24 protein-coding genes, 1 pseudogene and 1 riboswitch are annotated in these 22,291 nt (G+C 68.2%); of the genes and pseudogenes, 7 read left to right on the top strand and 18 right to left on the bottom strand.

Annotated features, from left to right (window positions below; all coding sequences use genetic code 11):
- Nucleotides 1-2 precede the first annotated feature (2 nt).
- The 7 genes from P3H15_RS21840 to P3H15_RS55785 form a co-directional block, all read right to left on the bottom strand.
- Nucleotides 3-1,061 (bottom strand): LLM class flavin-dependent oxidoreductase, encoded by a 1,059-nt coding sequence (locus P3H15_RS21840; RefSeq protein ID WP_276139170.1) that lies wholly within the window; start codon nucleotides 1,059-1,061, stop codon nucleotides 3-5.
- Nucleotides 1,058-2,119, bottom strand: coding sequence for an LLM class flavin-dependent oxidoreductase (locus tag P3H15_RS21835; protein WP_276139169.1), 1,062 nt, complete (start codon nucleotides 2,117-2,119; stop codon nucleotides 1,058-1,060). The genes P3H15_RS21840 and P3H15_RS21835 overlap by 4 nt, the downstream gene beginning before the upstream one ends.
- Entirely contained in the window at nucleotides 2,116-2,652 is a 537-nt protein-coding gene (locus P3H15_RS21830) for a GNAT family N-acetyltransferase (protein ID WP_276139168.1), read from the bottom strand. The genes P3H15_RS21835 and P3H15_RS21830 overlap by 4 nt, the downstream gene beginning before the upstream one ends.
- Before the next feature lie 11 nt (nucleotides 2,653-2,663).
- The gene (locus tag P3H15_RS21825) at nucleotides 2,664-3,632 is read right to left on the bottom strand and encodes an ABC transporter substrate-binding protein (RefSeq protein WP_276139167.1); all 969 of its coding nucleotides are present in this window, start codon (nucleotides 3,630-3,632) and stop codon (nucleotides 2,664-2,666) included.
- A 36-nt stretch (nucleotides 3,633-3,668) separates the two neighbouring features.
- The gene (locus P3H15_RS21820; protein WP_276139166.1) at nucleotides 3,669-4,451 is read right to left on the bottom strand and encodes an amino acid ABC transporter ATP-binding protein; all 783 of its coding nucleotides are present in this window, start codon (nucleotides 4,449-4,451) and stop codon (nucleotides 3,669-3,671) included.
- Nucleotides 4,448-5,440 carry an amino acid ABC transporter permease gene (locus tag P3H15_RS21815; RefSeq protein WP_219459329.1) on the bottom strand — a complete coding sequence of 331 codons (993 nt, stop codon included), beginning with the start codon at nucleotides 5,438-5,440 and terminating at the stop codon, nucleotides 4,448-4,450. Before P3H15_RS21815 ends, P3H15_RS21820 begins: the two co-directional genes overlap by 4 nt.
- 146 nt (nucleotides 5,441-5,586) lie before the next feature.
- Nucleotides 5,587-5,661 (bottom strand): putative leader peptide, encoded by a 75-nt coding sequence (locus P3H15_RS55785; RefSeq protein WP_369426197.1) that lies wholly within the window; start codon nucleotides 5,659-5,661, stop codon nucleotides 5,587-5,589.
- Nucleotides 5,662-5,668: 7 nt separating this feature from the next.
- A riboswitch (SAM riboswitch) is annotated at nucleotides 5,669-5,765 on the bottom strand.
- A gap of 212 nt (nucleotides 5,766-5,977) precedes the next feature.
- On the opposite strand from P3H15_RS55785, the gene P3H15_RS21810 reads away from it, so the two are divergent.
- Nucleotides 5,978-6,745: a sulfite exporter TauE/SafE family protein gene (locus tag P3H15_RS21810; protein ID WP_276139165.1), complete on the top strand. Its 768-nt coding sequence runs from the start codon at nucleotides 5,978-5,980 to the stop codon at nucleotides 6,743-6,745.
- A 37-nt stretch (nucleotides 6,746-6,782) separates the two neighbouring features.
- Entirely contained in the window at nucleotides 6,783-7,613 is an 831-nt protein-coding gene (locus P3H15_RS21805; protein WP_276139164.1) for an HAD-IIA family hydrolase, read from the top strand.
- Between the two features lie 144 nt (nucleotides 7,614-7,757).
- On the opposite strand, the gene P3H15_RS21800 is transcribed toward P3H15_RS21805, so the two are convergent.
- The 3 genes and pseudogenes from P3H15_RS21800 to P3H15_RS21790 all read right to left on the bottom strand — a co-directional run bounded on the left by P3H15_RS21800 (nucleotide 7,758) and on the right by P3H15_RS21790 (nucleotide 11,503).
- The gene (locus P3H15_RS21800; RefSeq protein WP_276139163.1) at nucleotides 7,758-9,158 is read right to left on the bottom strand and encodes an IS1380 family transposase; all 1,401 of its coding nucleotides are present in this window, start codon (nucleotides 9,156-9,158) and stop codon (nucleotides 7,758-7,760) included.
- A 145-nt stretch (nucleotides 9,159-9,303) separates the two neighbouring features.
- Nucleotides 9,304-9,822 (bottom strand): LppA family lipoprotein, encoded by a 519-nt coding sequence (locus P3H15_RS21795; RefSeq protein ID WP_276139162.1) that lies wholly within the window; start codon nucleotides 9,820-9,822, stop codon nucleotides 9,304-9,306.
- 11 nt (nucleotides 9,823-9,833) lie between these two features.
- Nucleotides 9,834-11,503: pseudogene (locus P3H15_RS21790) on the bottom strand (alpha/beta hydrolase).
- Nucleotides 11,504-11,596: 93 nt separating this feature from the next.
- On the opposite strand from P3H15_RS21790, the gene P3H15_RS21780 reads away from it, so the two are divergent.
- Nucleotides 11,597-11,917, top strand: coding sequence for a type VII secretion target (locus P3H15_RS21780; protein ID WP_219459333.1), 321 nt, complete (start codon nucleotides 11,597-11,599; stop codon nucleotides 11,915-11,917).
- An 11-nt stretch (nucleotides 11,918-11,928) separates the two neighbouring features.
- On the opposite strand, the gene P3H15_RS21775 is transcribed toward P3H15_RS21780, so the two are convergent.
- Genes P3H15_RS21775 through P3H15_RS21765 form a run of 3 tightly spaced genes read right to left on the bottom strand, consistent with a single transcriptional unit; the run spans nucleotide 11,929 to nucleotide 14,069 of the window.
- Nucleotides 11,929-13,152, bottom strand: a complete 1,224-nt coding sequence (locus tag P3H15_RS21775; protein WP_276139159.1) for an O-succinylhomoserine sulfhydrylase — start codon at nucleotides 13,150-13,152, stop codon at nucleotides 11,929-11,931.
- Entirely contained in the window at nucleotides 13,149-13,568 is a 420-nt protein-coding gene (locus P3H15_RS21770) for a rhodanese-like domain-containing protein (RefSeq protein ID WP_072947168.1), read from the bottom strand. The genes P3H15_RS21775 and P3H15_RS21770 overlap by 4 nt, the downstream gene beginning before the upstream one ends.
- Nucleotides 13,569-13,616: 48 nt before the next feature.
- The gene (locus tag P3H15_RS21765) at nucleotides 13,617-14,069 is read right to left on the bottom strand and encodes a hypothetical protein (RefSeq protein ID WP_276139158.1); all 453 of its coding nucleotides are present in this window, start codon (nucleotides 14,067-14,069) and stop codon (nucleotides 13,617-13,619) included.
- Between the two features lie 213 nt (nucleotides 14,070-14,282).
- Here P3H15_RS21765 and P3H15_RS21760 point away from each other — a divergent pair, with 213 nt between their 5' ends.
- Nucleotides 14,283-15,674: an FAD-dependent oxidoreductase gene (locus P3H15_RS21760; RefSeq protein WP_276139157.1), complete on the top strand. Its 1,392-nt coding sequence runs from the start codon at nucleotides 14,283-14,285 to the stop codon at nucleotides 15,672-15,674.
- 145 nt (nucleotides 15,675-15,819) lie between these two features.
- A complete protein-coding gene (locus P3H15_RS21755) occupies nucleotides 15,820-16,575 on the top strand; it encodes an amidohydrolase (RefSeq protein ID WP_276139156.1) in 756 nt (251 codons plus the stop codon).
- Between the two features lie 15 nt (nucleotides 16,576-16,590).
- Here the strand turns inward: P3H15_RS21755 and P3H15_RS21750 are convergent, their stop codons facing one another.
- The 5 genes from P3H15_RS21750 to cobF all read right to left on the bottom strand — a co-directional run bounded on the left by P3H15_RS21750 (nucleotide 16,591) and on the right by cobF (nucleotide 20,862).
- On the bottom strand, nucleotides 16,591-17,355 hold the full coding sequence (locus P3H15_RS21750; protein ID WP_276139155.1) for a hypothetical protein: 765 nt from the start codon (nucleotides 17,353-17,355) through the stop codon (nucleotides 16,591-16,593).
- Nucleotides 17,356-17,451: 96 nt separating this feature from the next.
- Complete coding sequence (locus P3H15_RS21745) at nucleotides 17,452-17,934, bottom strand: DUF456 domain-containing protein (RefSeq protein WP_276139154.1); 483 nt, start codon at nucleotides 17,932-17,934, stop codon at nucleotides 17,452-17,454.
- On the bottom strand, nucleotides 17,931-19,142 hold the full coding sequence (purT, locus tag P3H15_RS21740) for a formate-dependent phosphoribosylglycinamide formyltransferase (RefSeq protein ID WP_276139153.1): 1,212 nt from the start codon (nucleotides 19,140-19,142) through the stop codon (nucleotides 17,931-17,933). The genes P3H15_RS21745 and purT overlap by 4 nt, the downstream gene beginning before the upstream one ends.
- 57 nt (nucleotides 19,143-19,199) lie before the next feature.
- The gene (locus P3H15_RS21735) at nucleotides 19,200-20,066 is read right to left on the bottom strand and encodes an Fpg/Nei family DNA glycosylase (RefSeq protein ID WP_276139152.1); all 867 of its coding nucleotides are present in this window, start codon (nucleotides 20,064-20,066) and stop codon (nucleotides 19,200-19,202) included.
- A 55-nt stretch (nucleotides 20,067-20,121) separates the two neighbouring features.
- Nucleotides 20,122-20,862 (bottom strand): precorrin-6A synthase (deacetylating), encoded by a 741-nt coding sequence (gene cobF, locus P3H15_RS21730; RefSeq protein ID WP_072947156.1) that lies wholly within the window; start codon nucleotides 20,860-20,862, stop codon nucleotides 20,122-20,124.
- Nucleotides 20,863-20,993: 131 nt separating this feature from the next.
- Between cobF and P3H15_RS21725 the strand changes: the two genes are divergently transcribed.
- Both P3H15_RS21725 and P3H15_RS21720 read left to right on the top strand, forming a co-directional pair.
- On the top strand, nucleotides 20,994-21,752 hold the full coding sequence (locus P3H15_RS21725) for a thymidylate synthase (RefSeq protein ID WP_276139191.1): 759 nt from the start codon (nucleotides 20,994-20,996) through the stop codon (nucleotides 21,750-21,752).
- Entirely contained in the window at nucleotides 21,752-22,243 is a 492-nt protein-coding gene (locus P3H15_RS21720; protein ID WP_276139151.1) for a dihydrofolate reductase, read from the top strand. The genes P3H15_RS21725 and P3H15_RS21720 overlap by 1 nt, the downstream gene beginning before the upstream one ends.
- Nucleotides 22,244-22,291: the final 48 nt, after the last annotated feature.

Genomic DNA, 22,291 nt, shown 5'->3' with positions numbered 1-22,291 from the left:
TTTCAGCGAGAGGATTCTGCGAGGCGCTCGGCCCGGAATCGGTTGGCGGGGCGGTCGAGTCCGAGCGTGCTGCGCAGAGTCGAACCGGGAACGGGACGGTGGGCGACGCCGGCGCGCAGGAGTGCCGGGATCACGTACCGCGCCAGCACCGGGAGGTCCTCGTCGACCACGGCGGGATGCAGGCGCACACCGTCGACGTGCGAATCCATTGCGCGCAGCAGTTCCACCAGTCCGGTGGCCTCGCCGGCAAACGAGAGCCGCCCGCTCGGCGGGGCGGGAGTGGCTGCGCCGAGCGCCACGTCGAGTTCGGCGAACACGAGCGCCGCCCCGCGGTCCTTCGCCCGTCCTGCCGCATCGGCGATGTCACCGGGTGTCGCCCCGAACACCAGTACCACGTCGACCTGGGACGGATCGGACTGTCCGTCGACTCCGAACACCACCAGTTGCCCCTGCGGTGGTCGCGGCACGATCGCGGGCCCCTTGACCGAGTACGCCTCGCCCCGGAAGTCGATGTAGTGCAACCGGTCGCGGTCGACGAAACGGCCGGTGGCGTAGTCGCGGATCACCGCGTCGTCGTCCCAGGAATCCCACAGGTCCCGGACCACGGCGATCGCGTCCCGCTCCTCCCGTGCGAGGTCGGCGGGTGCGGTGACCTCGGACCGGCCCAGCGCCCTCGCGACCCGAGGGTCGGTGTCGCGGGCGGCGATCCAGCCGCCACGGCCCCGCGACGCGTAGTCGAGCGTCGCGAGCTGGGAAGACGTGTGAAACGGCTCGGCGTAGGTGGTGCCGACCACGGGTACCAGGCCGATCGTGCTGGTGGTCGCGGCGACGAACGCGGCGCGGTTCACGGCGTCGATCCGGCCGGCGGGTCCCCCGTCGGCGCCGGGCGGCAGCAGCGAATCGCCGAAGGAGGCGAACGTGAAACAGGCGTTCTCCGCCGCCGCGACCCGGTCCGCCACCGTCCGTCCGGTCAGCAACCGGTCGGGGGTGTGCGCGGCGCGCCGCCAGGCCTCGGGATGCGTTCCCTCGCCGTCGAGCTCGATGCCCAGATGCAGGCTCATGCCTGTCGCTCCTCTGTGTCGGCCGCGAGGGGGCGGCTCGGAATGGTCTCGCGCAGCGCAGGAGCCACGTCGGCCTGGAACAGCTCGAGGCTCTCGCGGTGCTGTTTGTCGCTGCCGACGCGGTCGGCGCTCAGGTGGATCACCTCGTGGCCGAACTGCTCGTGGTAGCGCTGCACCTTGTCGATCACCTGCTGCGGGCTGCCGATCAGTGCGGAGCTACGTTCGACGAAGTCCTCGAGGGTCTCGAATACCACCGGAAGTCCTGCCCGGCGGGCGAAGTCGAGCCGGGCGGCGTGAATCGGACGCCACACGTCGAGTGCGTCCTGCGAGTTCGGTGTGACGTAGAACCCGGCGGTGCCGGCGCCGACGAGGGCCTCGGCGGGATCGTGACCGTAATGGGCCCACCGTTCCCGGTAGTGCCGGACGAGTTCGGCGTAGGAATCGATCGGATACGTCACGTTCGCCGAGAAGATCGGATCCCCGTAGCGGGCCGCGAGATCCACCGACTCCCTGCTCGTCGCGCTGCCGTGCCAGATCCGGATCCGCGGCTGCAGTGGGCGGGGCAGCGCGACGGCGTGCTCGAGCGACGGCCGGAACGTGCCCTCCCAGGTGACGTCCTCGCTCTCCCACAACTTCCGGAACAGCTCGTACCCTTCGCGGTTGCGGTCCCACTGGTCGTCCGGTGTGACGTGGAACAGCTGTGCCTGCGCGGTGCCGTTTCCCTTGCCGATGATGAGTTGCAGCCGGCCACCCGACAGGTTGTCGAGCGTCGAGTAGTCCTCGAACGCACGAACCGGGTCGAGCAGACTCAGCGTGGTCACCGCGGTCCACAACTGCAGGGTGGTGGTCCGCGCCGCGATGGCGCTGAGCACCACGGGCGGCGACGAGGACAGGAAGGGATGTTCGTGGCGCTCGCCCACCGCGAAACCGTCGTACCCCAGTTGCTCGGCGAGGACGCCCGATTCCACGACCTCCCGCAGCCTGGCCGCGGTGCCGATTCTCTCCCCGGTCACCGGATCCGGGTGGTGAGTGATCAGGCTCATCAGCAGAAACTTCATACGGACTCGTACTCCTTTGCGGCGCAGTCGGAAGGCAGGGCGGTGTGCAGGAGCTTCTCGAATCCGTGGACCCCGATTTCCTGCGGTGGGAGTGAACGGTCGAACAGCGCCGTGTACCCCGCGGCCAGGTACAGGGCCACCGCCTCGGGCTGCCGCGGCCCGGTGGTGAGGAAGATGCGCGAGTAGCCGGCCCGGGCGATCTCGGCCTCGAGTTCCCGCAGCACGATGCGTCCGAGTCCGCGCCTGCGGTGCGAGGACGAGGTCCAGATCCGCTTGAGTTCCGCGGTCGTGTCGTCGTAGCGACGGAAGGCGCCGCCCGCCACCGACGTCCCGTCCTCGACCACGACGAGCAGCGCGCCCCCCGGTGCGGCGAACTCTTCCGCCGGATACGTGCTGAGGTCCTCGTACATCTGGTCGCGGGACCGCCCGTACCGAGTGCTGTATTCGGTCGCCAGTTCTTCGAGCAGCGGCGCAGCCAGTGGATCGGTCTGATCGACGAACACGGTCTGCACGGGGTCGGTCCTCTCGCTCACTGTTCCTCCTGTCAGCTGGTCTTCGGGAGCCCGGGCGGGTTGACGACCGACGTGTTCACGGCCTCGTTCGCGATGTTCCAGCGGTCGAGAACCTGTGCGTACGTGCCGTTCTCGATGACGTGGTTGATGGCCTCGTTGACGGCGGTGATCAGCCCGTTGTCCTTCTTGGTGAGCACGGCGATCTCACCCTGGAGTGCGTCGCCGGCGCCCGAGAACGTTCCGGCGATCTCGGTCTCCCCGGCCTGCGCCACGTGGAACGACGACGACGGGTTGGGGCCGAAGTAGGCGTCGATGCGACCCGACGCGAGCGGCAGGTAGTAGTCGGTGGTGTTCTGGTAGTACGTGATGTCAGTGGGTTCGAGACCGGCCGCCACGTTCTGCTCGCTCCACTTCACCAGCAGCGCTTCCTGATTGGTACCGGAGGACACCGCGATCTTCAGGCCCGCGACGTCCTTGGGTTCCTTGATCTGGATGCCGCTGTCCTTCTTCGTCTCGAACGCGACCGTGTCGAGGCGGTACGTCGAGAAGTCGTACTTCTCCTTCCGCTCCTCGGTGACGGTGACGTTGGAGATGAAGGCGTCGGCCTCCCCCGAGTCGATCCGGACGAAGTTCTGCGCCCAGTCCGCGGCCTGGAGATCGACCTTCAGGCCGAGGACGTCGCCGATCAGGTATGCGAAGTCGGTCTCCGAGCCGATGAGCGTCTTGTCGTCGTCGGCGTAGAACCGCAGCGGCGGGGCCGATCCGGCGCTGCCCGTGACGACGAGCGTGCCGCGGTCGCGGATCTGCTGGGGAACCTTCGCGGCGATCGACTCGACCTCGTCGGTGGTGATGCGATTCTGATCGGCGGTGAGGTTGTAGCCGGCGGCCGACGTGGGCCCCGATCCCTCGTCCTCGACGTCGCCGCCGCACGCGGCGGCGAGGAGCGCGACGGTGGTGAGGGCCGAGGCCAGAATTTTGTTGCGGAACCGTGCGGTGGACATGTGTGCCTTTCGGGGATCCACACCGGGGTGTGGAGGTCAGAGAACTCGGGAGAGGAAAGCTTTGGTGCGGTCGTGCTGCGGGTCGTCGATGACCTGCGCGGGCGGGCCTTGCTCCACGACGACGCCGCCGTCCATGAAGACCGCCGTGTCGGCGACCTCCCGCGCGAAACCCACCTCATGGGTGACGATGACGAGGGTGGCGCCGTCGCGTGCCAGTTGCTTGATGACGGCGAGGACCTCACCGACCAGTTCGGGGTCGAGGGCCGACGTGGGCTCGTCGAACAGGATCACCGCCGGGCGCAACGCGAGAGCGCGGGCGATCGCGACCCGCTGCTGCTGGCCGCCGGACAGTTGCCGCGGGTACTCGTGGGCCTTGTCACCCACCCCGACCCGTTCCAGGAGGGCGATCGCCTCGGCCTCGACCTCGGCCCGGTCACGGCCCTGCGCCGACACCGGTGCCTCGACCACGTTCTCCAGCACCGTGAGGTGGGGGAAGAGGTTGAAGTTCTGGAACACGAATCCGATCCGGGACCGCTGCTTCAGGATGTCGCGTTCCCGCAGTTCGTGGAGTTTGTTGCCCTTGCGCCGGTAGCCGATGAGGCCGCCGTCGATCCGAATGGTGCCCCGGTCGACCTTCTCCAGGTGGTTGAGCGTGCGGAGCAGCGTGGACTTGCCGGAACCCGACGGGCCCAGGATCACCGTCACCTCACCCTTGCGGACCAGCAGGTCCACACCCTGGAGGACGTCGAGTGCGCCGAAGGACTTGTGGACCCCGCGAACCTCCACCGCGAACTCCGCCTGCCGGGTGTCGGTCGTCATTTCGTGGCCCCTCTCGGTACGGAGACGCCGGCGTCGCGGATCTCGGCGAATTTCCGGGTGACCTTCTGCCACGGAGTCGGGGGCAGTGCCCGAGCCGATCCGCGGGCGTAGTGCCGCTCGACGTAGTACTGGCCGATCGACAACAGCGTGGTCAGGATGATGTACCAGATCGTCGCGACCATCAGCAGGGGCACGACGCGACCGTTGCGGCCGAAGATCACCTGAACCTGGTAGAACAGTTCCGCGATCGCCATCGTCGACACGATCGACGTGCCCTTGAACAGGCTGATCACCTCGTTCGCCGCGTTCGGCAGGATGCCGCGCATCGCCTGCGGCAGAACGATCTTGAAGAACTGGCGACGACGCGGAATGCCCAGCGACTGCGCCGCCTCGATCTGCCCGTGGTCCACCGAGATGATGCCGGAGCGGATGATCTCGGCGGAGTACGCGGCCTGGTGCAGTGCAAGCCCGATGACAGCGGCGGTGAAGCCGCTGATGACGCCGTTGACCTCGAAGGTGAAGAAGCCGGGCCCGAACGGAATACCCAGCGACAGAGTCTGATACAGGTACGTGATGTTGAACCAGAACAGGAGTTGCACGATCAGCGGGATCGACCGGAACGCCCAGATGTAGACCCAGGCGATCACCTGCAGCACCGGGTTGTGCGACAGGCGGCTGACCGCCAGCACCACACCGAGCGCGAATCCGAGGACCGTCCCCCAGAGGGTCAGCTTCACCGTCATCCACAGGGCCTGCAGCACGGAGCCGGCGGTGAAGTACTTGGCGAACGTCGCCCAGTCCCACCCCGGGTTGGTGGCGAGGCCGTGGACGAACTGGGCGAGCAGCACCAGCACGGCGGCGCTGACCACCCACCGCCACGGGTGCCACCGCCGTGCGACCTCCAGCGCGGCGTCCGCGGGCCGGTCACCATTGCCGGACGGTTCGGAATCGAGGGGCGCGGCCGAACGCGCCCGGACGGGGGCGCTCACGCTCGCTCACCACTGGGAACAGACATCACTGAGGCGGCCTTTCACCTGGAGACGGGTCGGGGAAGAGGGCGCGTCTTCCGCGGGATGCGGGCGCGCGTCAGGCGCTCACCTGGCGTTTTACCCGGTGAGCGTGCGGTGAGACCTCGTCAACAGTGGCAGGAGGTGGTCCGGCACAGGTCGATGTGCCGTCTGCGCCACGCAGGGCGCGCGGGGTAGTTCATGTGCTGCCTTCCATCGATCCCGGCGGTAGCACCCGCACCCGAAAAATTCGGAAGGGTTGCTGCGACGTCAACGAGCCAGGTCTCTCGGTCGCTCTGGATGGTTGAAACGAACACTAGCTGCATTCCCGGACGTCGTCAACACGGGGTATTTCCCTGCAACACAGGGGAAATGGCGTCGCGCGGACGCAAGAATCACCGTGCGCAGAAGTGCTGACATGCGGTCGAGGATGCGGTTGGATGGGACGCGCAGCCATGTATCGCGACCGCCGCGCGACCCGGCTGCCGGGCCGTCCGAGGCCCTTGTAACGTCGCCTCGGTGACACCACTCGAAGTCATCGCGATCCTGGTAGCCGGCGTCGGCGCGGGCGCGATCAACGCCATCGTCGGCAGCGGCACGCTCATCACCTTCCCCACCCTGGTGGCATTCGGGTTCCCTCCGGTGACCGCCACGATGTCGAACGCGATCGGCCTGGTCGCCGGCGGCGTGTCCGGCACGTGGGGGTACCGGCGGGAGCTGGCCGGGCAGGGGCCGCGGCTGCGGTGGCAGATCCCGGCGTCCCTGTGCGGTGCGATTCTCGGCTCGTGGCTGCTGCTGCACCTCCCCGAAACGGTGTTCGAACTCATCGTCCCGGTGCTGCTCATCCTCGCCCTGATCCTGGTGGTGCTGCAGCCGAAGATCCAGGCCTGGGCGAAGCAGCGTGGCAGCCACGAGGCGGGCCTGAGCACGGCGCGACTCACCCTGCTGACCGTCGGCACGTTCGCCGTCGGCGTGTACGGCGGATACTTCACCGCTGCGCAGGGCATTCTGCTGATGGGCGTGATGGGCGCGATCCTGCCGGAGAGCCTGCAACGGATGAACGGCGCGAAGAATCTGCTGTCGCTCATCGTCAATGTCGTCGCGGCGACCGCGTACACGCTCGTGGCGTTCGACCGGATCAGCTGGGCGGCCGCCGGCCTCATCGCGGTGGGATCGCTGCTCGGCGGCGTCCTCGGCGCCCGCTACGGCCGCCGCCTGTCCCCCACCGCACTGCGGGGAACCATCGTCGTCGTCGGTCTCATCGGCCTGTTCCGGCTGCTCGCATAGTCACGCATGCACCCTCCCGCTCCCCCATACTGAGTCGGTGAGCAACGAAGTAGAGCACCCGGGCTGGACCTATCTCATGGACATGGACGGCGTTCTCGTCCACGAAGAGCATCTGGTCCCCGGGGCCGACCTGTTCCTGGCCGAACTCCGGGAGTCCGGCACCCCGTTCATCGTCCTGACCAACAATTCCATCAGGACTCCGCGCGATCTCCGCGCCCGGCTGCTCCGCACCGGCCTGGACATTCCCGAGGAATCGATCTGGACGTCCGCCCTGGCCACCGCGACGTTCCTGGCGAACCAGCGCCCCGGCGGCAGCGCCTACGTCGTCGGCGAATCCGGGCTGACCACCGCGCTGCACGACATCGGATACGTCCTCACCGAGAACGATCCCGACTACGTGGTCCTCGGCGAGACCCGTACCTACTCCTTCGAGGCCATCACCACCGCAATTCGATTGGTGGAGAGAGGCGCTCGTTTCATCGCCACCAACCCGGACCCCACCGGACCGTCGCGTGAGGGCTCCCTTCCGGCCACGGGATCCGTTGCGGCACTGATCAGCCGGGCCACCGGCCGCGACCCGTACTACGTGGGCAAGCCGAACGCGCTGATGATGCGCTCGGCCCTGCGGGCCATCGGCGCGCACTCCGCGAACACGCTGATGATCGGTGACCGCATGGACACCGACATCGTCTGCGGGCTCGAGGCCGGGCTGCAGACCATCCTCGTCCTCACCGGAATCTCGACGCGGGACTCGGTGGAGTTGTTCCCCTACCGCCCCACCGCGGTGCTCAAATCGGTCGCCGACCTGGTCGGCCGCACGTCGGATCCGTTCGGCGATGCGGCTGCGCCACCCGTGAGTACTTCTTAACCCGGATCCACCGATAGGGACGGGTCGGGTGATGGATTCGGTTGCTGCCGTTAGTGGGCTGTCGGGGCGTGGGTGACCGCCCGACCTCGGTGCCGGTTTGTTCCACTGGGGTTTTCGGGTCGGGGCCGGAGGTGGCCGGGCGGACTAGGTGGCCTGCGGTTTTCGTCGCCGGGTGGAGGCGAACAGGCGTGTCCATTCGGATTCCCACGGCCAATCCCGGGGCAGGTGCAGGGTGAGGCGGCGGGCCGAGGACGCGATCCGGGCCGGCACCGAGATCAGGGTCCTGCGGATGGTGGCGGTCGTCGCCCGCACCAGGCGGGTCCCGGTCAGGGTGGCGGCGGCGCGGGTGAGATTGAACGCCATCACCGCGAGTACCAGCCAGGCACTGTTGGCGGCGAACCGCCCGGACGGCAGGTGCGCGAGCGCGGAGTTCTTCAGGTCGGCGTGGACCTGTTCGATGATCGCGTGCCCGCGGTGGACCTTGTCCGCGGCGACGGTGTCCAGCACATCCGGGTCGGTGGTGGTGAAGAAGGCGTGGAACCGCCAGGTGTCGAACAACGTGCCCTGCCCGTCGGTGTGTTCCCGCAGGTCCGGGATGCGGCGTACCACCAACCGGCCCGGTGTTCGTTGGGAGGCGAGGCGGGTGAAGGCGGTGAAGTCGATCTCGGCGACCTCGGCGCGGGAGATCCACCGGTCGGTCTGTTCGTCGTAGACGGCGTCGGTGTATTCGATCGGGGTCCACGCATCCTCGTCGATCGCGGTGATCGCCGCTTTCACCGTCGCGGTCATCCGCACCGTGACCGAGACGTCGGCGCCGGCCCGCAGTGCCGCGGACACGGTCGGGTGCCCGTAGAACGCGGAATCGGCGCGCACCAACACCGGTCCGGCCGCTGCATCGAGGCGGCGCACGGTGGCGAGGGCGTCGGTGACCATCCGGGATGCCCCGCGCGGGGACCCGCAGCCGCCGCGGCGCAGGCGTTGGCCGACGATGACCGGTGCGTGTCCGTCGGTGGTGGCGGTGGCGATCAACGCGTTGAGCCCGCGGATCCCGGTGTATCCGTAGCCCGAGCCCTGCTTGCGGTGTCCGTGCACCGGCACGATCGTGTCGTCGATATCGAGCAGCACCCGCCCACCCGGTCCGATGCCGGGGCCGGAGACGAGTGGGGTCTGTTCGGCGAGGGCGGTGAGGAATCGGGTGGCGATGGCGTCGATTTGGCGGACGTGCCCGAAGGTGAACGTCCGCAGAAAGGAGCCCAGCGTCGACGGGGCGTACGGGTGGTCGAACACCGTGGGCATGGCGCCGTGCCGCAGCAGCGCCATGTCGTCGATGCTGTCGGCGCCGGCGACCATGCCCGCCACCAGCGACGACACCTTCCGGCCCGCATGCGCGCCCTTGTCGGTGGGCAGAGTCAGATGCTCGTCTGCCAGGTCAGCGAGGCCGCAGTCCTGGGCCAACCCCAGTACCGGGATCAGTCCGGCCGTGGCGAGGAGATTGCGGTCGTCGAACGCCGCGGCCGTCACCGGCCGGGTGTGGGATAGTTGCACCCTAGAGATGCCCTTCGTGTCGATCGAACTGGTTCTGTGAGAAGTCCAATTCTTTCAGCACGCAAGGGCATCTCGTCGTTTCAACTCACCCAACCCCACCCCGCATCGGTGGATCCAGGCTTAACCGCCGGACGTTGACAAGTACTCACGGGTGGCGGCAGCCGGTGACGCCCCGGAGGGAGGCTGCCTTGTACGTCCCGAACGTGATCCGGTTCCCGTCTCCGCCGGCGAACGTCACATCGTGACGTCCGGGCTCGTCGACGTGGACGTCGAGCCGATCCATCCCGGCGTCGGCGGCGACCGCGCGGGCCGCCGCCAGCACCGCCGGCCAATTGTCGTCGCGGATCGGGTTGTCGGACAGTAGCGCTCGCGTGGTGACGGACTTCCCCTCCGTGTACGCATACGGTCCGGGGCATCCGCCGCCCTGGCTGCGTTCACGATGCCACCGCCACCGGACGTCCGGAGTGATCGCACCGACGGCTTCGCTGATCCGCACGAGCGCATCGGTGACGTGTCTCTCGGTGAGGGCGAGCGTCGGCCTGCCGCTCAGGCTCTCGGCCGCCGCCGCGATCTCCTCGTCGCCGAAGTTGTACGGGTTGTCCGTCATGCCACCACATCCGCTCGTCAGGATCGCCGCGCCGATCACGGCGACCGTCTTCGTCACCCACCGGATCGTCACCGGAGCGCCAGTTCCGGCAGACCCGCCGCGATCACGGCCATGTTGTAGCCCGACGCCCGGAGTTCGCCGTTGTCGCTCGGTCGTGGATACTCGCTGTGCCCGTTGGCATCTTCCCGCCGGACGCCGTCGGGCGTCGTCGCCGCACGCACCGACAGTTGCTCGAGATCGGTCTGCACCGGATCCGGTCCGAGCCGGCCGAACCCGTCCGCCACGGTGATCGGATCGTCGTGCGCGCGCATCACGAACCCGTGGCCGGGTGCCAGCCCGAGGTCCGATTCGTCGTTCGCATCGAAGCCGGGCGAACCGTAGAACACGGCGTCGTCCACCGGTTGCCGCGGTCCCGCTTCCTGCAGGGCCAGGCCCTGGGTGTACGAACCATACGAATGTCCGAGGGCGGTGATGTGCGGGTCGGGCCTCTGCGAGGCGACGTCGAGACCCTCGTAGAACGAGGCGAGCTTCGGGGCTCCCGCGGTCGCGCGGTCGGACTGCCATGCGTCGAGGAGCCATCCGCGCCCGAGGTTCTGGTCGATGAACGGGACGTCGTAATTGCCCGGGCCGGTGGTGGTCGGCGGCTGATACCCGAGCCACGCGATCGTCGACACCGTGTCGCCGGTGTGTCGGGACAAGTCCAGCTGCCGTTCGATTTCCGCCTTCAGCGCCCTCGCCTCGCCGGTCATTCCGGCGAGGGATCCGACGGTGGTGTCGATGCCCGGGGTGGTGACCGAGATGTGGTCGGCGGTGTCGGGGTCGCCGAGCGCGAACGCGGCCATCGTCCGTTCACCCGACTGCAGGTCGAGCAGCATCAGCCTGCCGTCCGGGTGGTCGCGGACGAGCGCCTCGAGGTGGTCGAGGTCCTGCAGCTTCTGCTCGGCATACCACAGGCGTGCATCGTCGTCGGTGAACGCACCGCCGAACACGTTGTGGTCCAGCCTCTCCCGGAGTCGGTCCCGTTCCCACTCCCACCGCGACCGCTCGTCGGCGAATCGGCTCACATTCGCCTCGTGCCGCACCGCGGACGGAATGCCGTCACGGCCGCCCACCCACTCGGGATGCCGCTCGATCACCTCGCGCCGCTGGGCTGCGGGCAGGGCATCCCAGTACTCGCGGTTGGCGAGCGGGGAGCCGTCTGGTGGCGGCGCGGGGGCGGACAGGCCGCGACCCACTTCACCGGGTTCGACACTGCCCTCCGCGGCCCGCGTCAGGACGGCAGCGGCGTCGGCGACGAGGTCCTCCGCCTGCAGGATCAGCGCCCGGGCCGCGGCACCCAGTTCGGCGCGCAGTTCCTCGCGCCCCGCCGCGTCCGGCTCGTCGACCGGCGGTCCCGGTGCGTCCGCGACGTCCCCGTTGTCCGACAGTGCCATACCGTGGGCGAGAGCAGTGTCCCGGACGCCGTCGAGTTCGGTCTGCAGGTGCGTGACCGCGTCGACCAACTCGCGGGTCAGCGATTCGACGACGGCGACCGACGCCGCCTCGCCACTCAGTTCATCCGCGGCGATCCGGAACCGCCGACGTGCAGCGTCCGCAGCCTCGTCCTGCCAACCGGCAACCGGCCGATGTCGGCGAGACCGTCCTGCACGAACGCGATGGCCGCCGCCCGCTCGGACAGCGACCGTTGCACGGCCTGCAGCGCGCGGGTGTCCCACTGGGCTATGTCCCTCAGATTCACGATCCCCCCCAGGATGCATAATGCCCGTACCCTAGCGGATCGATCGCGTCCGCGGGAGTCCGATCTCGTCTCGACCGACACGAAGGATCGAAAATGAGCGGTTCCACCCACGTCGACACCGGTACCCTGCGCGCAGCGGCCGGTCAGCTCGACGCCCTGTTCGACGAAGCACTCTCGCGGCTGAACCCCATCGACGTTGCCGTCGCCGACTCGGGGGCGGCGTGGCCGGAGGCGGCCGGCGCCGGGTTCGCCCGGTTCACGTCCTACCTGGACGGCAGGCGGGAGTCGTTGCAGCGCACCCTCGCCGAAATGTCCGCGACACTCGTCGAGTGCGCCCGCCGGTACGACACCCAGGACGCCGCGACCGCCGAGCGCCTCCACGCGGTCGCGCAGGCCACGAGCCTCGACCTCTAGGCCCTCCGGGCCTATCCCAGTGCCTGCTCCAGGTCGGTCAGGAGGTCGGCGGTGTCTTCGAGTCCGACGGACAGCCGGACGACACCGTCGGTGATGCCCACTGCCGCACGACCTTCCGGCCCCATCGCCCGGTGGGTGGTGGTGGCCGGGTGGGTGATGAGGGACTTGGAGTCGCCGAGGTTGTTGGAGATGTTGACCAGTCGCAGGGCGTCGAGAAGTTCGAACGCCCGCTTCTTCGCTTCACTCTCGGGCGCGTTCAGCGCGAAGGTGACGACGGTGCCGCCGCCGCTCATCTGCCGCTTGGCGAGGTCGTGCTGGGGGTGCGATTCGAGATACGGGTACTTGACCCAGTCGACGGCGGAGTGGCCCTCGAGGAACTGGGCGATCTCCAGTGCCGAGCCGACGGAGTGCCGCACCCGGATCGGCATCGTCTCGAGCCCCTTGAGGAGCGTCCACGCGTTGAACGGGCTCAGTGCCGGCCCGGTGTGGCGCATGAGGTTCTGGACGGGGCCCTCGATGTAGTCCTTCGGACCGAGGATCGCCCCGCCGAGCACGCGGCCCTGGCCGTCGATGTGCTTGGTGCCGGAGTAGACGACGATGTCGGCGCCCAGTTCCAGGCTGTGCTGCAGCAGCGGGGTCGCGAACACGTTGTCGAGCACGACCTTGGCGCCGGCGGCGTGTGCGAGTTCCGCCACCCGGGGGACGTCCACGAGTGTCTGCATCGGGTTCGACGGCGTCTCGAAGAACACCGCGGTGGTCGGCTCGGACAGAGCCTTCTCCCACTGGTCGAGGTCTTCACCGTCGACGAACACCGTCTCCACACCCCAGCGGGGCAGGATCTCGTTGCACACCACGAAGCAGGAGCCGAACAGGCTGCGGGCCGCGACGAGGCGATCGCCTGCCTTGAGCAGCGCGCCGAGTGCGGTGAACACCGCGGACATTCCGCTGGCGGTGCCGAAGCAGGCCTCCGCGCCCTCGATCAGGCGCAGCCGCTCCTCGAACATCTTCACGGTGGGGTTGCCGTACCGGGAGTACACGAAGTGGTCGATGTCGCCGGTGAACGACGCCTCGGCCGCCCCGGCGCTCTCGAACACGAAACCGGAGTTCAGGAAGATCGCTTCGGACGTCTCTTCGAAGCCGGAACGGAGGGTTCCTCCGCGCACGCTGATCGTGCCCTGGCCGATGTCGTCCGGCAGCGCCTTCTGAAACGCGCCGCCTTGAGGAATTGCACTCACCACTGCCTCCACGGCAGGCCCAGCGCCCGCCAGCCGACCGCCCCACGATGACCGTCGGCGTCCAGGCCGCCTTCGAAACCGTCGAGCACGTTGTACGACGGGCCGATGCCCGCCGCTGTCGCGGCTTCCGCCGCACCGATGGACCGCTGGCCGGAGCGACACAGGAAGATCACCGGGGCGTTGTCGCCGCCCGCGATCCCGGCCTCCTTCAGCTGGTCCACGAAGTTGTCGTTACGACTGCCCGTCGGGTAGCTGACCCATTCGATCAGCACGGTCTTCCGCCCGAGGGAGGTCGTGTCGGGGACTCCGACGTATTTCCACTCGGCGTCCGTCCGCACGTCCACCAGCACAGCGTCGGGATTGTCGCGGAGCAGCTCCCAGGCATGCTCCGGCGTTATGTCGCCTGCGTAACTCACCATGTCAGCTTTTCACAACCCTGTTCGGTGCGCCCTTCCGGGCAACGGTCAGTTGCAGACGACCCATGTGTCGCCGTCCCGCGTCAATTGCCAGGTATCCGTCGTCTCGCCCTTGCCGTCGTCGGCGCTGACCCGGACCTCGGCCCGGGCACGGTCGCCGTTGACCTCGGACGACTCGACGCCCTGCAGCGTGACGTCGCCTTCCCTGCCCCGGAGCACGGACCGGTCGTCGGACCACGTCGGGCAGACCAGCGTCTTCTGCAGATCGGCGTCGTCGTGGTTGTGGGCCTGGATGAAGTCGGCGACCGAACGGTTGATGCGGTCCGCTTCGGTGACGTTCTCGTCGGCGGGCGAGAGCATGCTGGACACCACGATGGCGACGAGGATGACGACGATGACGGTGACGGCGGCGATGAACGGCACCGCCGTGGTGCGCCGGGGATCCACCGGATCTTCCGCGCCTCCCGCGTCGCGCTGAGGCGATTCGCTCGAACCGGACATGACTTCCCTTCGATCTCGGCTGGCCACGAGTGTATAGAGCTGCCCCTACAAATCGTGTTTGTGACCCCCCAACGCGGAGGCGACTACCCTCTACAGGCGTGAGTCCCGAGAATGGGCTTTGCCCTGTCTGCCGCACCTCGGCCACCCGATTAGGCTGGGCTTAATTTAAGCTGAGGTTTCGTTGTCCGCCCTTCAGAAGGTAGTTCGCTCCAGATGACTGATCAGACACGTCCGTTGCGCGTTGCGATCGTGGGTGCCGGCCCCGCCGGTATCTACGCAGCCGACGCACTCATGAAATCCGATGCCGCGTCTGACGGCGGGATCAGCATCGACCTCTTCGAGCGGATGCCTGCCCCCTTCGGTCTGATCCGGTACGGCGTCGCCCCCGACCACCCGCGCATCAAGGGCATCATCACCGCCCTGCACAAGGTGCTCGACAAGCCGTCGGTCCGCCTGCTGGGCAACATCGACTACGGCAGCGACATCACCCTCGAAGACCTGCACAGCTTCTACGACGCGGTGATCTTCTCCACCGGCGCCAACGCCGACCGCGCCCTCAACATCCCGGGCATCGAATTCGACGGCAGCTACGGCGCCGCCGACTTCGTCTCCTGGTACGACGGCCACCCCGACGTCCCGCGCACCTGGCCCCTCGAGGCCGAGAAGGTCGCCGTCCTCGGTGTCGGCAACGTCGCCCTCGACATCGCGCGCGTCCTCGCCAAGACCGGCGACGAACTGCTGCCGACGGAGATCCCCGCCAACGTCTACGAGGGACTCAAGGCGAACAAGGCCGTCGAGGTCCACGTGTTCGGTCGTCGCGGACCGGCGCAGGCCAAGTTCACCCCCCTCGAGCTGCGTGAACTCGATCACTCGCCGACGATCGAGGTCATCGTCGATCCCGAGGACATCGACTACGACGAGGGCTCCGAGCAGGCGCGCCGCAACTCCAAGCAGGTCGACATGGTCGCCAACACCCTGCAGGACTGGGCCATCCGCGACGTGGGCAACCGCCCGCACAAGCTGTTCCTGCACTTCTTCGAGTCGCCCACCGAGGTGCTCGGCGAGGACGGCAAGGTCGTCGGTCTGCGCACCGAGCGCACCCAGCTCGACGGCACCGGCAACGTCAAGGGCACCGGCAAGTTCAACGACTGGGACGTCCAGGCCGTGTACCGCGCCGTGGGTTACCTGTCGCAGAACATCGCGAAGCTGCCGTTCGACGAGCAGGCGGGCACGGTCCCGAACGAGGCCGGACGCGTCATCGCCGACGACACCGCCGAGGGCAACGCCCGGTTCATGCCGGCCACCTACGTCACCGGCTGGATCAAGCGCGGCCCGGTCGGCCTGATCGGCCACACCAAGGGCGACGCCAACGAGACCGTCGCGAACCTGCTCGAGGACCGGACCGGCTTCCCCGAGCCCGCGAACCCGGGCGAGGACGCGATCATCGAGTTCCTCGAGGGCAAGCAGGTCCCCTACACCACGTGGCAGGGCTGGTACCGCCTCGACGCGCACGAGCGCAGCCTGGGCGAGCCCGAGGGCCGCGAGCGGATCAAGGTCGTCGAGCGTGAGGACATGCTCAAGGCCAGCGAGCCCGACAAGGCCTGATCTTCCGACTCGGTGCGAAGGGAACCTCCCGCGGGAGGTTCCCTTCCGTCGTCTCGGACCACGTGTGTCCAGACGGCGGCGAGGCTCACCCCGGGTGCCGGCGCGATGTTCCGGCAGTCCCCCCGCACAAGGCAGGATATGAGTCGTGTTTGACGCCCACGTTCACATCATCGATCCCCGGTTCCCGGTGGTCGAGAACCACGGCTATCTTCCGGAGCCGTTCACCATCGCCGACTACCGGGCACGCACGAAGGGCTTCGGCGTGGACGGCGGCGCCGTCGTCACGGCCTCGTATCAGGGCACCGACCAGAATTACCTGAAAGCTGCGCTCGAGGAGCTCGGCCCCAGCTGGGTGGGCGTCACCCAGATGGAACTCGACACCACGGACGAGAGCATCCTCGAACTCGACCGCGCCGGGGTCCGGGCCGTCCGGTTCAATCTTCGGCGCAGCGCGACCGACGTGAAGCTCCTCACCAAGCAGGCCCTGCGGGCGTACGAGCTGACCGGCTGGCACGCCGAGTTCTACGTGGACGCCACCCTGCTGCTGTCGCTCGAGCCGGTGTTCGCCAAACTGCCCGCCGTGTGCATCGACCACCTGGGGATGTCGACGCGGGGCCTGCCGTACCTCCTCGATCTCGTCGACCGGGGAGTCCGGGTGAAGGCCACCGGGTTCGGGCGGACCACCATCGAGAACGTCGGCGACGTGCTGCGCAAGATCCACGCCGTCAACCCCGAGGCGCTGATGTTCGGCACCGACCTACCGGGCAGCCGATCCCGAAGAGTGTTCCGGGACAGCGACATCGACATAGTGGCGGACGCGGTCGGCGACGACTTCGACAAGGTCATGGGCGGCAACGCGCGTGCGTGGTACCGCTGCGACACTCCGGACGGACGCTGCTAGCACGCACGCCCCTCGTCAGCAGCCTTCCATCTGCACGCTGTTCATCGACACCATCTCGGCCACCGGCGGCGTCTGCGGCTGCGACACCAGCCACGTGTTGTAGTTCTGCATCTGATCGCAGTCCAGCTGTTCGCGGCGTTCCTGCCGCCGCTCACGCTGCCGATCGTCCATCTGGTCTTCGTTCCGGTCGACGGCGATGCCACCGGTGGTCGATCCGTTGGCCTGCCGTTCCAGCCCGCGGACGCCGTCGGGGGTCATGATCCAGCCGAGGGTGTAGTCGGTGCCGTCGTGGTTGGTGGTCGCCCGGAACAGCCCGTCCTCCGCGGCGACAGGTTTGGCCGTGAACGCCTTGTCGGCCATGCCCGGCGCGCTGACCTGCCCCGTCACGGTGCCGTCGCTCATCGACGCCGTGAGCGTCGCTCCGTCCGGCGAAGACATCGACGCCGTGTCGCCGTCCATCGTGCCGGTCATCCACGTCCACATCTCGTCGCCGTCGCACAGGAAGGCGACCATGTCGTCACCCGACCTGGCCAGCGCGATGTACGCGTCGGTCCCGTCGACCGACCCGACGTACGTCGGGTCCATCTGCGGGGTCATCACGAAGGGTGACGGAATCTTCTCCATCATGTTCGACGCGGGCGCCGCTGCGCCGCTGCTCGTGGCCTCCGCGGCGCTGGTGGCGCTCGGCGCGGACGAGTCGGACGAGTCGTTGCCGCAGCCACTCAGTGCGAGGGTCGCGGCAGCGAGCGGGGCCAGGATCCAGGTCGTCTTCTTGTTCACGGCGCATTCCTCCGCTAGCCGGGAAGATCAACATCCGCGTTTCATCATCGCAGGTGGAGGTCGCTCCTGGATACCCCCGGCGACGATTTCGGCGACCTACGTCGCGACGACCGCGGTCAGCCACACCCCCGACGCGATCAGGGCGCCGAGCAGTTCGATCAGCATCGACAGTCCGACGGCCTTGCACGCGTGCCACGTCGACGCCCACGCCCGGTTGTGGGCACGCAACCGGTACAGCTCGGCCACATACGTTCCCGCGATGAACCCGAGAAACAGTCCCACCACGGGAACGACGAAGAACCCCACGATCCCGAGCAGCCCGCCGACGATCAGCGACATGTTGGGCACGCCGGCGCTGCGCATCCGCTTGCCGGGCCAGGTGTACTTGACGACACCGCTGATCATGAGGAACAGCGTGGCAACCGCGAACACCGTCCACGCCGTCGCACCGCCGGTCATGATGGCCCACACCAGGATTGCGGCGAAGATGAGGATCGTGCCGGGCAGGATCGGGATGACGATCCCGACGAGCCCGACCACGATGGCCAGGCCGACGAGGACTTCTGCGCCCGGACTCACGCGACGGGCACGACGCGGGACGCCGCCTCCCGCGCACGGCTGCGGGCGGTCTCGACGTCCGGCCCCGTGGACACGGCGACGCCCATCCGCCTCCGCGCGAAGCTCTCCGGCTTGCCGAACAGCCGCAGGTCGGTCTCGGGGACGGCCATCGCGTCGGCGACACCCTCGAAGCCGATTCCGGCGGCATCCAGTTTTCCGTAGATCACCGCGGACGCACCGGATGTCGTGAGGGTGGTGTCGACGGGCAACCCGAGGATCGCGCGGGCATGCAGTTCGAACTCCGAGAGTCGTTGCGTCCGAAGGGTGACCAGTCCCGTGTCGTGCGGGCGGGGGCTGACCTCCGAGAAGTACACGTCGTCGCCCTTCACGAACAGTTCCACCCCGAAGATCCCGCGGCCGCCCAGCGCCGACGTCACCTTCTCCGCCACCTCGCGCGACCGGGCGAGCGCCGTGCCGCTCATCGGCTGCGGCTGCCACGACTCCACGTAGTCACCCGAATCCTGCAGATGCCCGATCGGCTCGCAGAAGAACGTGCCCACCTCGCCGTCGGAGCCGATCGCCCGGACGGTGAGTTGGGTGATCTCGTAGTCGAAGTCGACGAACCCCTCCACGATGACGCGGCCGTAATTGACGCGGCCGCCCGCGAGCGCGTAGTCCCAGGCCTTCTCGACGTCGTCGGCGGCACGCACCGTGGACTGCCCCTTGCCGGACGAAGACATCACCGGCTTGATCACGCAGGGAAAGCCGATGCGTCCGGTGGCCGCCCGGACCTGCTCGAGCGATTCTGCGAACTCGTACGGCGACGTGGGCAGTCCCAGTTCCTCCGCGGCGAGGCGCCGGATTCCCTCCCGGTTCATGGTCAGCTGCGTCGCCCGCGCGGTGGGCACCACGACGGCAACGCCACGCTCCTCGACGGTCGCCAGCGCATCGGTGGCGATGGCCTCGATCTCGGGCACCACGAAATGCGGCTTCTCGGCGTCGACGAGCCGAAGCAGCGCCTCCGGGTCGCTCATGTCGATCGTGTGCGCGCGGTGCGCCACCTGGTGGCCCGGCGCGTTGTCGTAGCGGTCGACGGCGATCACCTCGACCCCCAGCCGCTGGAGGGCGATGATCACTTCCTTGCCCAGCTCACCCGACCCGAGCAGCATGACGCGGGTCGCGCCTGCCGTCAGAGGGGTACCGAACCGTCCGGGTGCCTGTTCACGCATGGTCACAACTATATGCGGGCACAGTTTCTCCATGCGGGCGCAGTTTCGCACCGGCGCCTACTTCAGCAGCCGCGACATCCGGCGGTCGGCGAGCACCTTGCCTCCGGTCTGACACGTCGCGCAGTACTGAAAAGACTTCTCCGCGAACGACACTTCCCGGACGGTGTCACCGCAGACGGGGCACGGCAGACCGGTTCGGGCATGGACGCGCATCCCGGATCGCTTCTCCCCCTTCAGCCGCGCCGCGTCCTGGCCGAGCGACCTGTCGACGGCATCGGTGAGCACGGAACGCATCGCGTCGTACAGCACGTGCACCTGGTCTTCCGGCAGGGTGCGTGCCGTCGCGAACGGGGAAATCTTTGCGGTGTGCAGGATTTCGTCGGAGTAGGCGTTGCCGACGCCGGCGAGCAGCGACTGGTCGACGAGTGCGTTCTTGATCCGCGCCGACGTGGTGGACAGCAGCGCCGCGAACTCGGGTTCGGTGACGGCGAGGGCGTCGGGCCCGAGCCGGGCTATCCCCTCCACCTCCTGCGGGTCGTGCACCAGCCACACCGCGAGCCGCTTCTTCGTGCCCGCCTCGGTCAGGTCGAACGCCGGCGTCGCCCCCTCCGGGGTGAAGAAATGCACCCGCAGCGCCAGCGGGCCCTTGCCCGGTTTCGGCGGCGCAACCGACGGATTGTCGGTCCAGCGCAGCCAGCCCCCACGCGACAGGTGGGTGACGAGCCACAACCCGGAGCAGTCGAGCGCGAGGTGCTTGCCGAACCGGGCGGCACCCGTGACGTCGCGGCCCTGCAGGGCGGTGATCGGGGGGTCGAACGTCTTCAGCACACTCAGGGCCGCCACGTCCACCCGGCCCACGACCGCTCCCACGGCGTGTTCACGCAGGAACTCGGCTAACGCCTCCACCTCGGGCAGCTCGGGCATGGTCCCAGGCTAACGGCATGTGAGCGAGAAAGTGTGCTCCTCCACACTTTCGCACTCACCTGCGGAGGAGGTAGGTGTCCATGATCCAGCCCTTGCGTTCCCGCAGTTCGGCGCGCACCCGCTGGATTTCGTCCTCGACGTCGCGCAGGCGACCGGAGATCAGCACCTCGTCGGGGGTGCCCAGGTAGGCGCCCCACCAGATCTGGACGTCGTCGCCGGGGACCTGCGTGAACGTGCAGTGGGCGTCGAGCATGACCACCGCGTTGTCGACGCCGTCGGGCAGCCCCTCGGCCAGTCGCCTGCCGGTGGTGACGTGGACGGGTTCGCCGATCCGGTTGAGCACGATCCGATGCTGGGCGGCCAGCGACTGCACGCTGGTGACGCCCGGGATCACCGAGTAGTCGAACGACACGTTGCCGCGGGCGAGCACCCGCTCGACGATCCGCAGCGTGCTGTCGTAGAGCGACGGGTCGCCCCACACGAGGATCGCCCCGACACCCGGCTCCGACGCGAACTCGGCCTCGAACAGCGCCGCCCGGCGCTCGTGCCAGTCGTCGACGACACCCTCGTAGTCGGACGGCGTGCGGTCGCGGGGCGGGTCGACGATGTCCACGACGCGGTACGGCCCGGCGACATGCTCCTCGAGGATGCCGGTGCGGAGATCGACGAGGTCCTGTTTCTCGTCGCCCTTGCCGATGACGAAGAACACGTCCGCCTTGTTCATCGCCTTGATCGCCTGGACCGTCACCTGGTCGGGGTCGCCGGCGCCGATGCCGATCACGAAGAGTTCACGCATGTGGCGAGGCTAACGCTCGTGCGCCTTTCTGGTTGCTCCAGCTACCGGAAAGGCGCACGGGTGGCGGAGCCGCCTATGCTCGTACAGTGACATCTGTGCCGACGCCGTACGAAGACCTGCTCCGACTCGTCATGGACACGGGCACCCCGAAGGCCGACCGCACCGGGACCGGCACGAAGAGCGTCTTCGGGCATCAGATGCGCTGGAACCTCGCGGACGGGTTTCCGCTGATCACCACGAAGAAGGTGCACCTCAAGTCGATCGTCTACGAACTGCTGTGGTTCCTGCGCGGCGATTCCAACGTGAAGTGGCTCCAGGACAACGGCGTCACGATCTGGGACGAGTGGGCCGACGCGGACGGCGAACTGGGCCCGGTCTACGGCGTGCAGTGGCGCAGCTGGCCGACCCCGTCGGGCGAGCATATCGACCAGATCAGCCAGACCATCGAGACGCTGAAGTCGAACCCGGATTCGCGTCGCATCATCGTGTCGGCGTGGAACGTCGGCGACATCCCGCAGATGGCGCTGGCGCCGTGCCACGCGTTCTTCCAGTTCTACGTCGCGGACGGCAAGCTGTCGTGCCAGTTGTACCAGCGCAGCGCCGACCTGTTCCTGGGCGTGCCGTTCAACATCGCCAGTTACGCGCTCCTCACCCACATGGTGGCGCAGCAGGCGGGGCTCGAACCGGGCGACTTCATCTGGACGGGTGGTGACTGCCACATCTACGACAACCACGTCGACCAGGTCACCGAGCAGTTGAGCCGGGAGCCGTTGCCGTACCCGACGCTGAAACTGAACCGGCGGGATTCGATCTTCGACTACACGTTCGAGGACGTGGAGATCGTCGACTACCGGCACCATCCGGCCATCAAGGCGCCGGTGGCCGTCTAGTGGCCCGCGAGGTCAAGCTGGTCTGGGCGCAGGGTGTCGGCGGCGTCATCGGCCGCGACAACACGATCCCGTGGCACGTCCCCGAGGACATGGCGTACTTCAAGAAGGTGACGCAGGGCCACCCCGTGATCATGGGCCGCAGGACGTGGGACTCGCTGCCCCCGCGATTCCGGCCCCTGCCGGGTCGGCGCAACATCGTGATCAGCCGTCAGCCCGACTGGGCTGCGGAGGGGGCGGAGTCCGCCGACGGCATCGCCGCGGCGCTCGCGCTCACCGACGAGGACGTCTGCGTCATCGGCGGCGGCCAGATCTACACGGCGGCAATGCCGTTCGCCACACAGCTGCTGGTCTCCGAGATCGACGTGACCATCGACGGCGACGCCTGGGCACCCCCCATCGACGAGTCCTGGCACGCACAGGACAGCGGCGAGTGGCTCACATCGGCGAAGGACGGCACCCGGTACCGCTGGATCACCTACACCCGGCGCTGACCGGCCACCTGTTTGCCACCGCACCGTTACCCCATTCGGCGGGTGACG

Origin of the sequence: Rhodococcus sp. T2V (assembly GCF_029269925.1) — a bacterium.
Taxonomy (GTDB): Bacteria; Actinomycetota; Actinomycetes; order Mycobacteriales; family Mycobacteriaceae; genus Rhodococcus_F; species Rhodococcus_F koreensis.
The sequence above is the reverse complement of the archived record's forward strand: the minus strand, read 5'-3'. Positions and strand labels throughout refer to the sequence as shown.

Coding starts and splice junctions, on each gene's coding strand:
- P3H15_RS21840 (WP_276139170.1), bottom strand. CDS start 1,061: ATGAGCCTGCATCTGGGCATCGAGCTCGACGGCGAGGGAACGCATCCC.
- P3H15_RS21835 (WP_276139169.1), bottom strand. CDS start 2,119: ATGAAGTTTCTGCTGATGAGCCTGATCACTCACCACCCGGATCCGGTG.
- P3H15_RS21825 (WP_276139167.1), bottom strand. CDS start 3,632: ATGTCCACCGCACGGTTCCGCAACAAAATTCTGGCCTCGGCCCTCACC.
- P3H15_RS21820 (WP_276139166.1), bottom strand. CDS start 4,451: ATGACGACCGACACCCGGCAGGCGGAGTTCGCGGTGGAGGTTCGCGGG.
- P3H15_RS21780 (WP_219459333.1), top strand. CDS start 11,597: ATGAGCGGTTCCACCCACGTCGACACCGGTACCCTGCGCGCAGCGGCC.
- P3H15_RS21765 (WP_276139158.1), bottom strand. CDS start 14,069: ATGTCCGGTTCGAGCGAATCGCCTCAGCGCGACGCGGGAGGCGCGGAA.
- P3H15_RS21760 (WP_276139157.1), top strand. CDS start 14,283: ATGACTGATCAGACACGTCCGTTGCGCGTTGCGATCGTGGGTGCCGGC.
- purT (WP_276139153.1), bottom strand. CDS start 19,142: ATGCGTGAACAGGCACCCGGACGGTTCGGTACCCCTCTGACGGCAGGC.
- P3H15_RS21735 (WP_276139152.1), bottom strand. CDS start 20,066: ATGCCCGAGCTGCCCGAGGTGGAGGCGTTAGCCGAGTTCCTGCGTGAA.
- cobF (WP_072947156.1), bottom strand. CDS start 20,862: ATGCGTGAACTCTTCGTGATCGGCATCGGCGCCGGCGACCCCGACCAG.
- P3H15_RS21725 (WP_276139191.1), top strand. CDS start 20,994: ATGGACACGGGCACCCCGAAGGCCGACCGCACCGGGACCGGCACGAAG.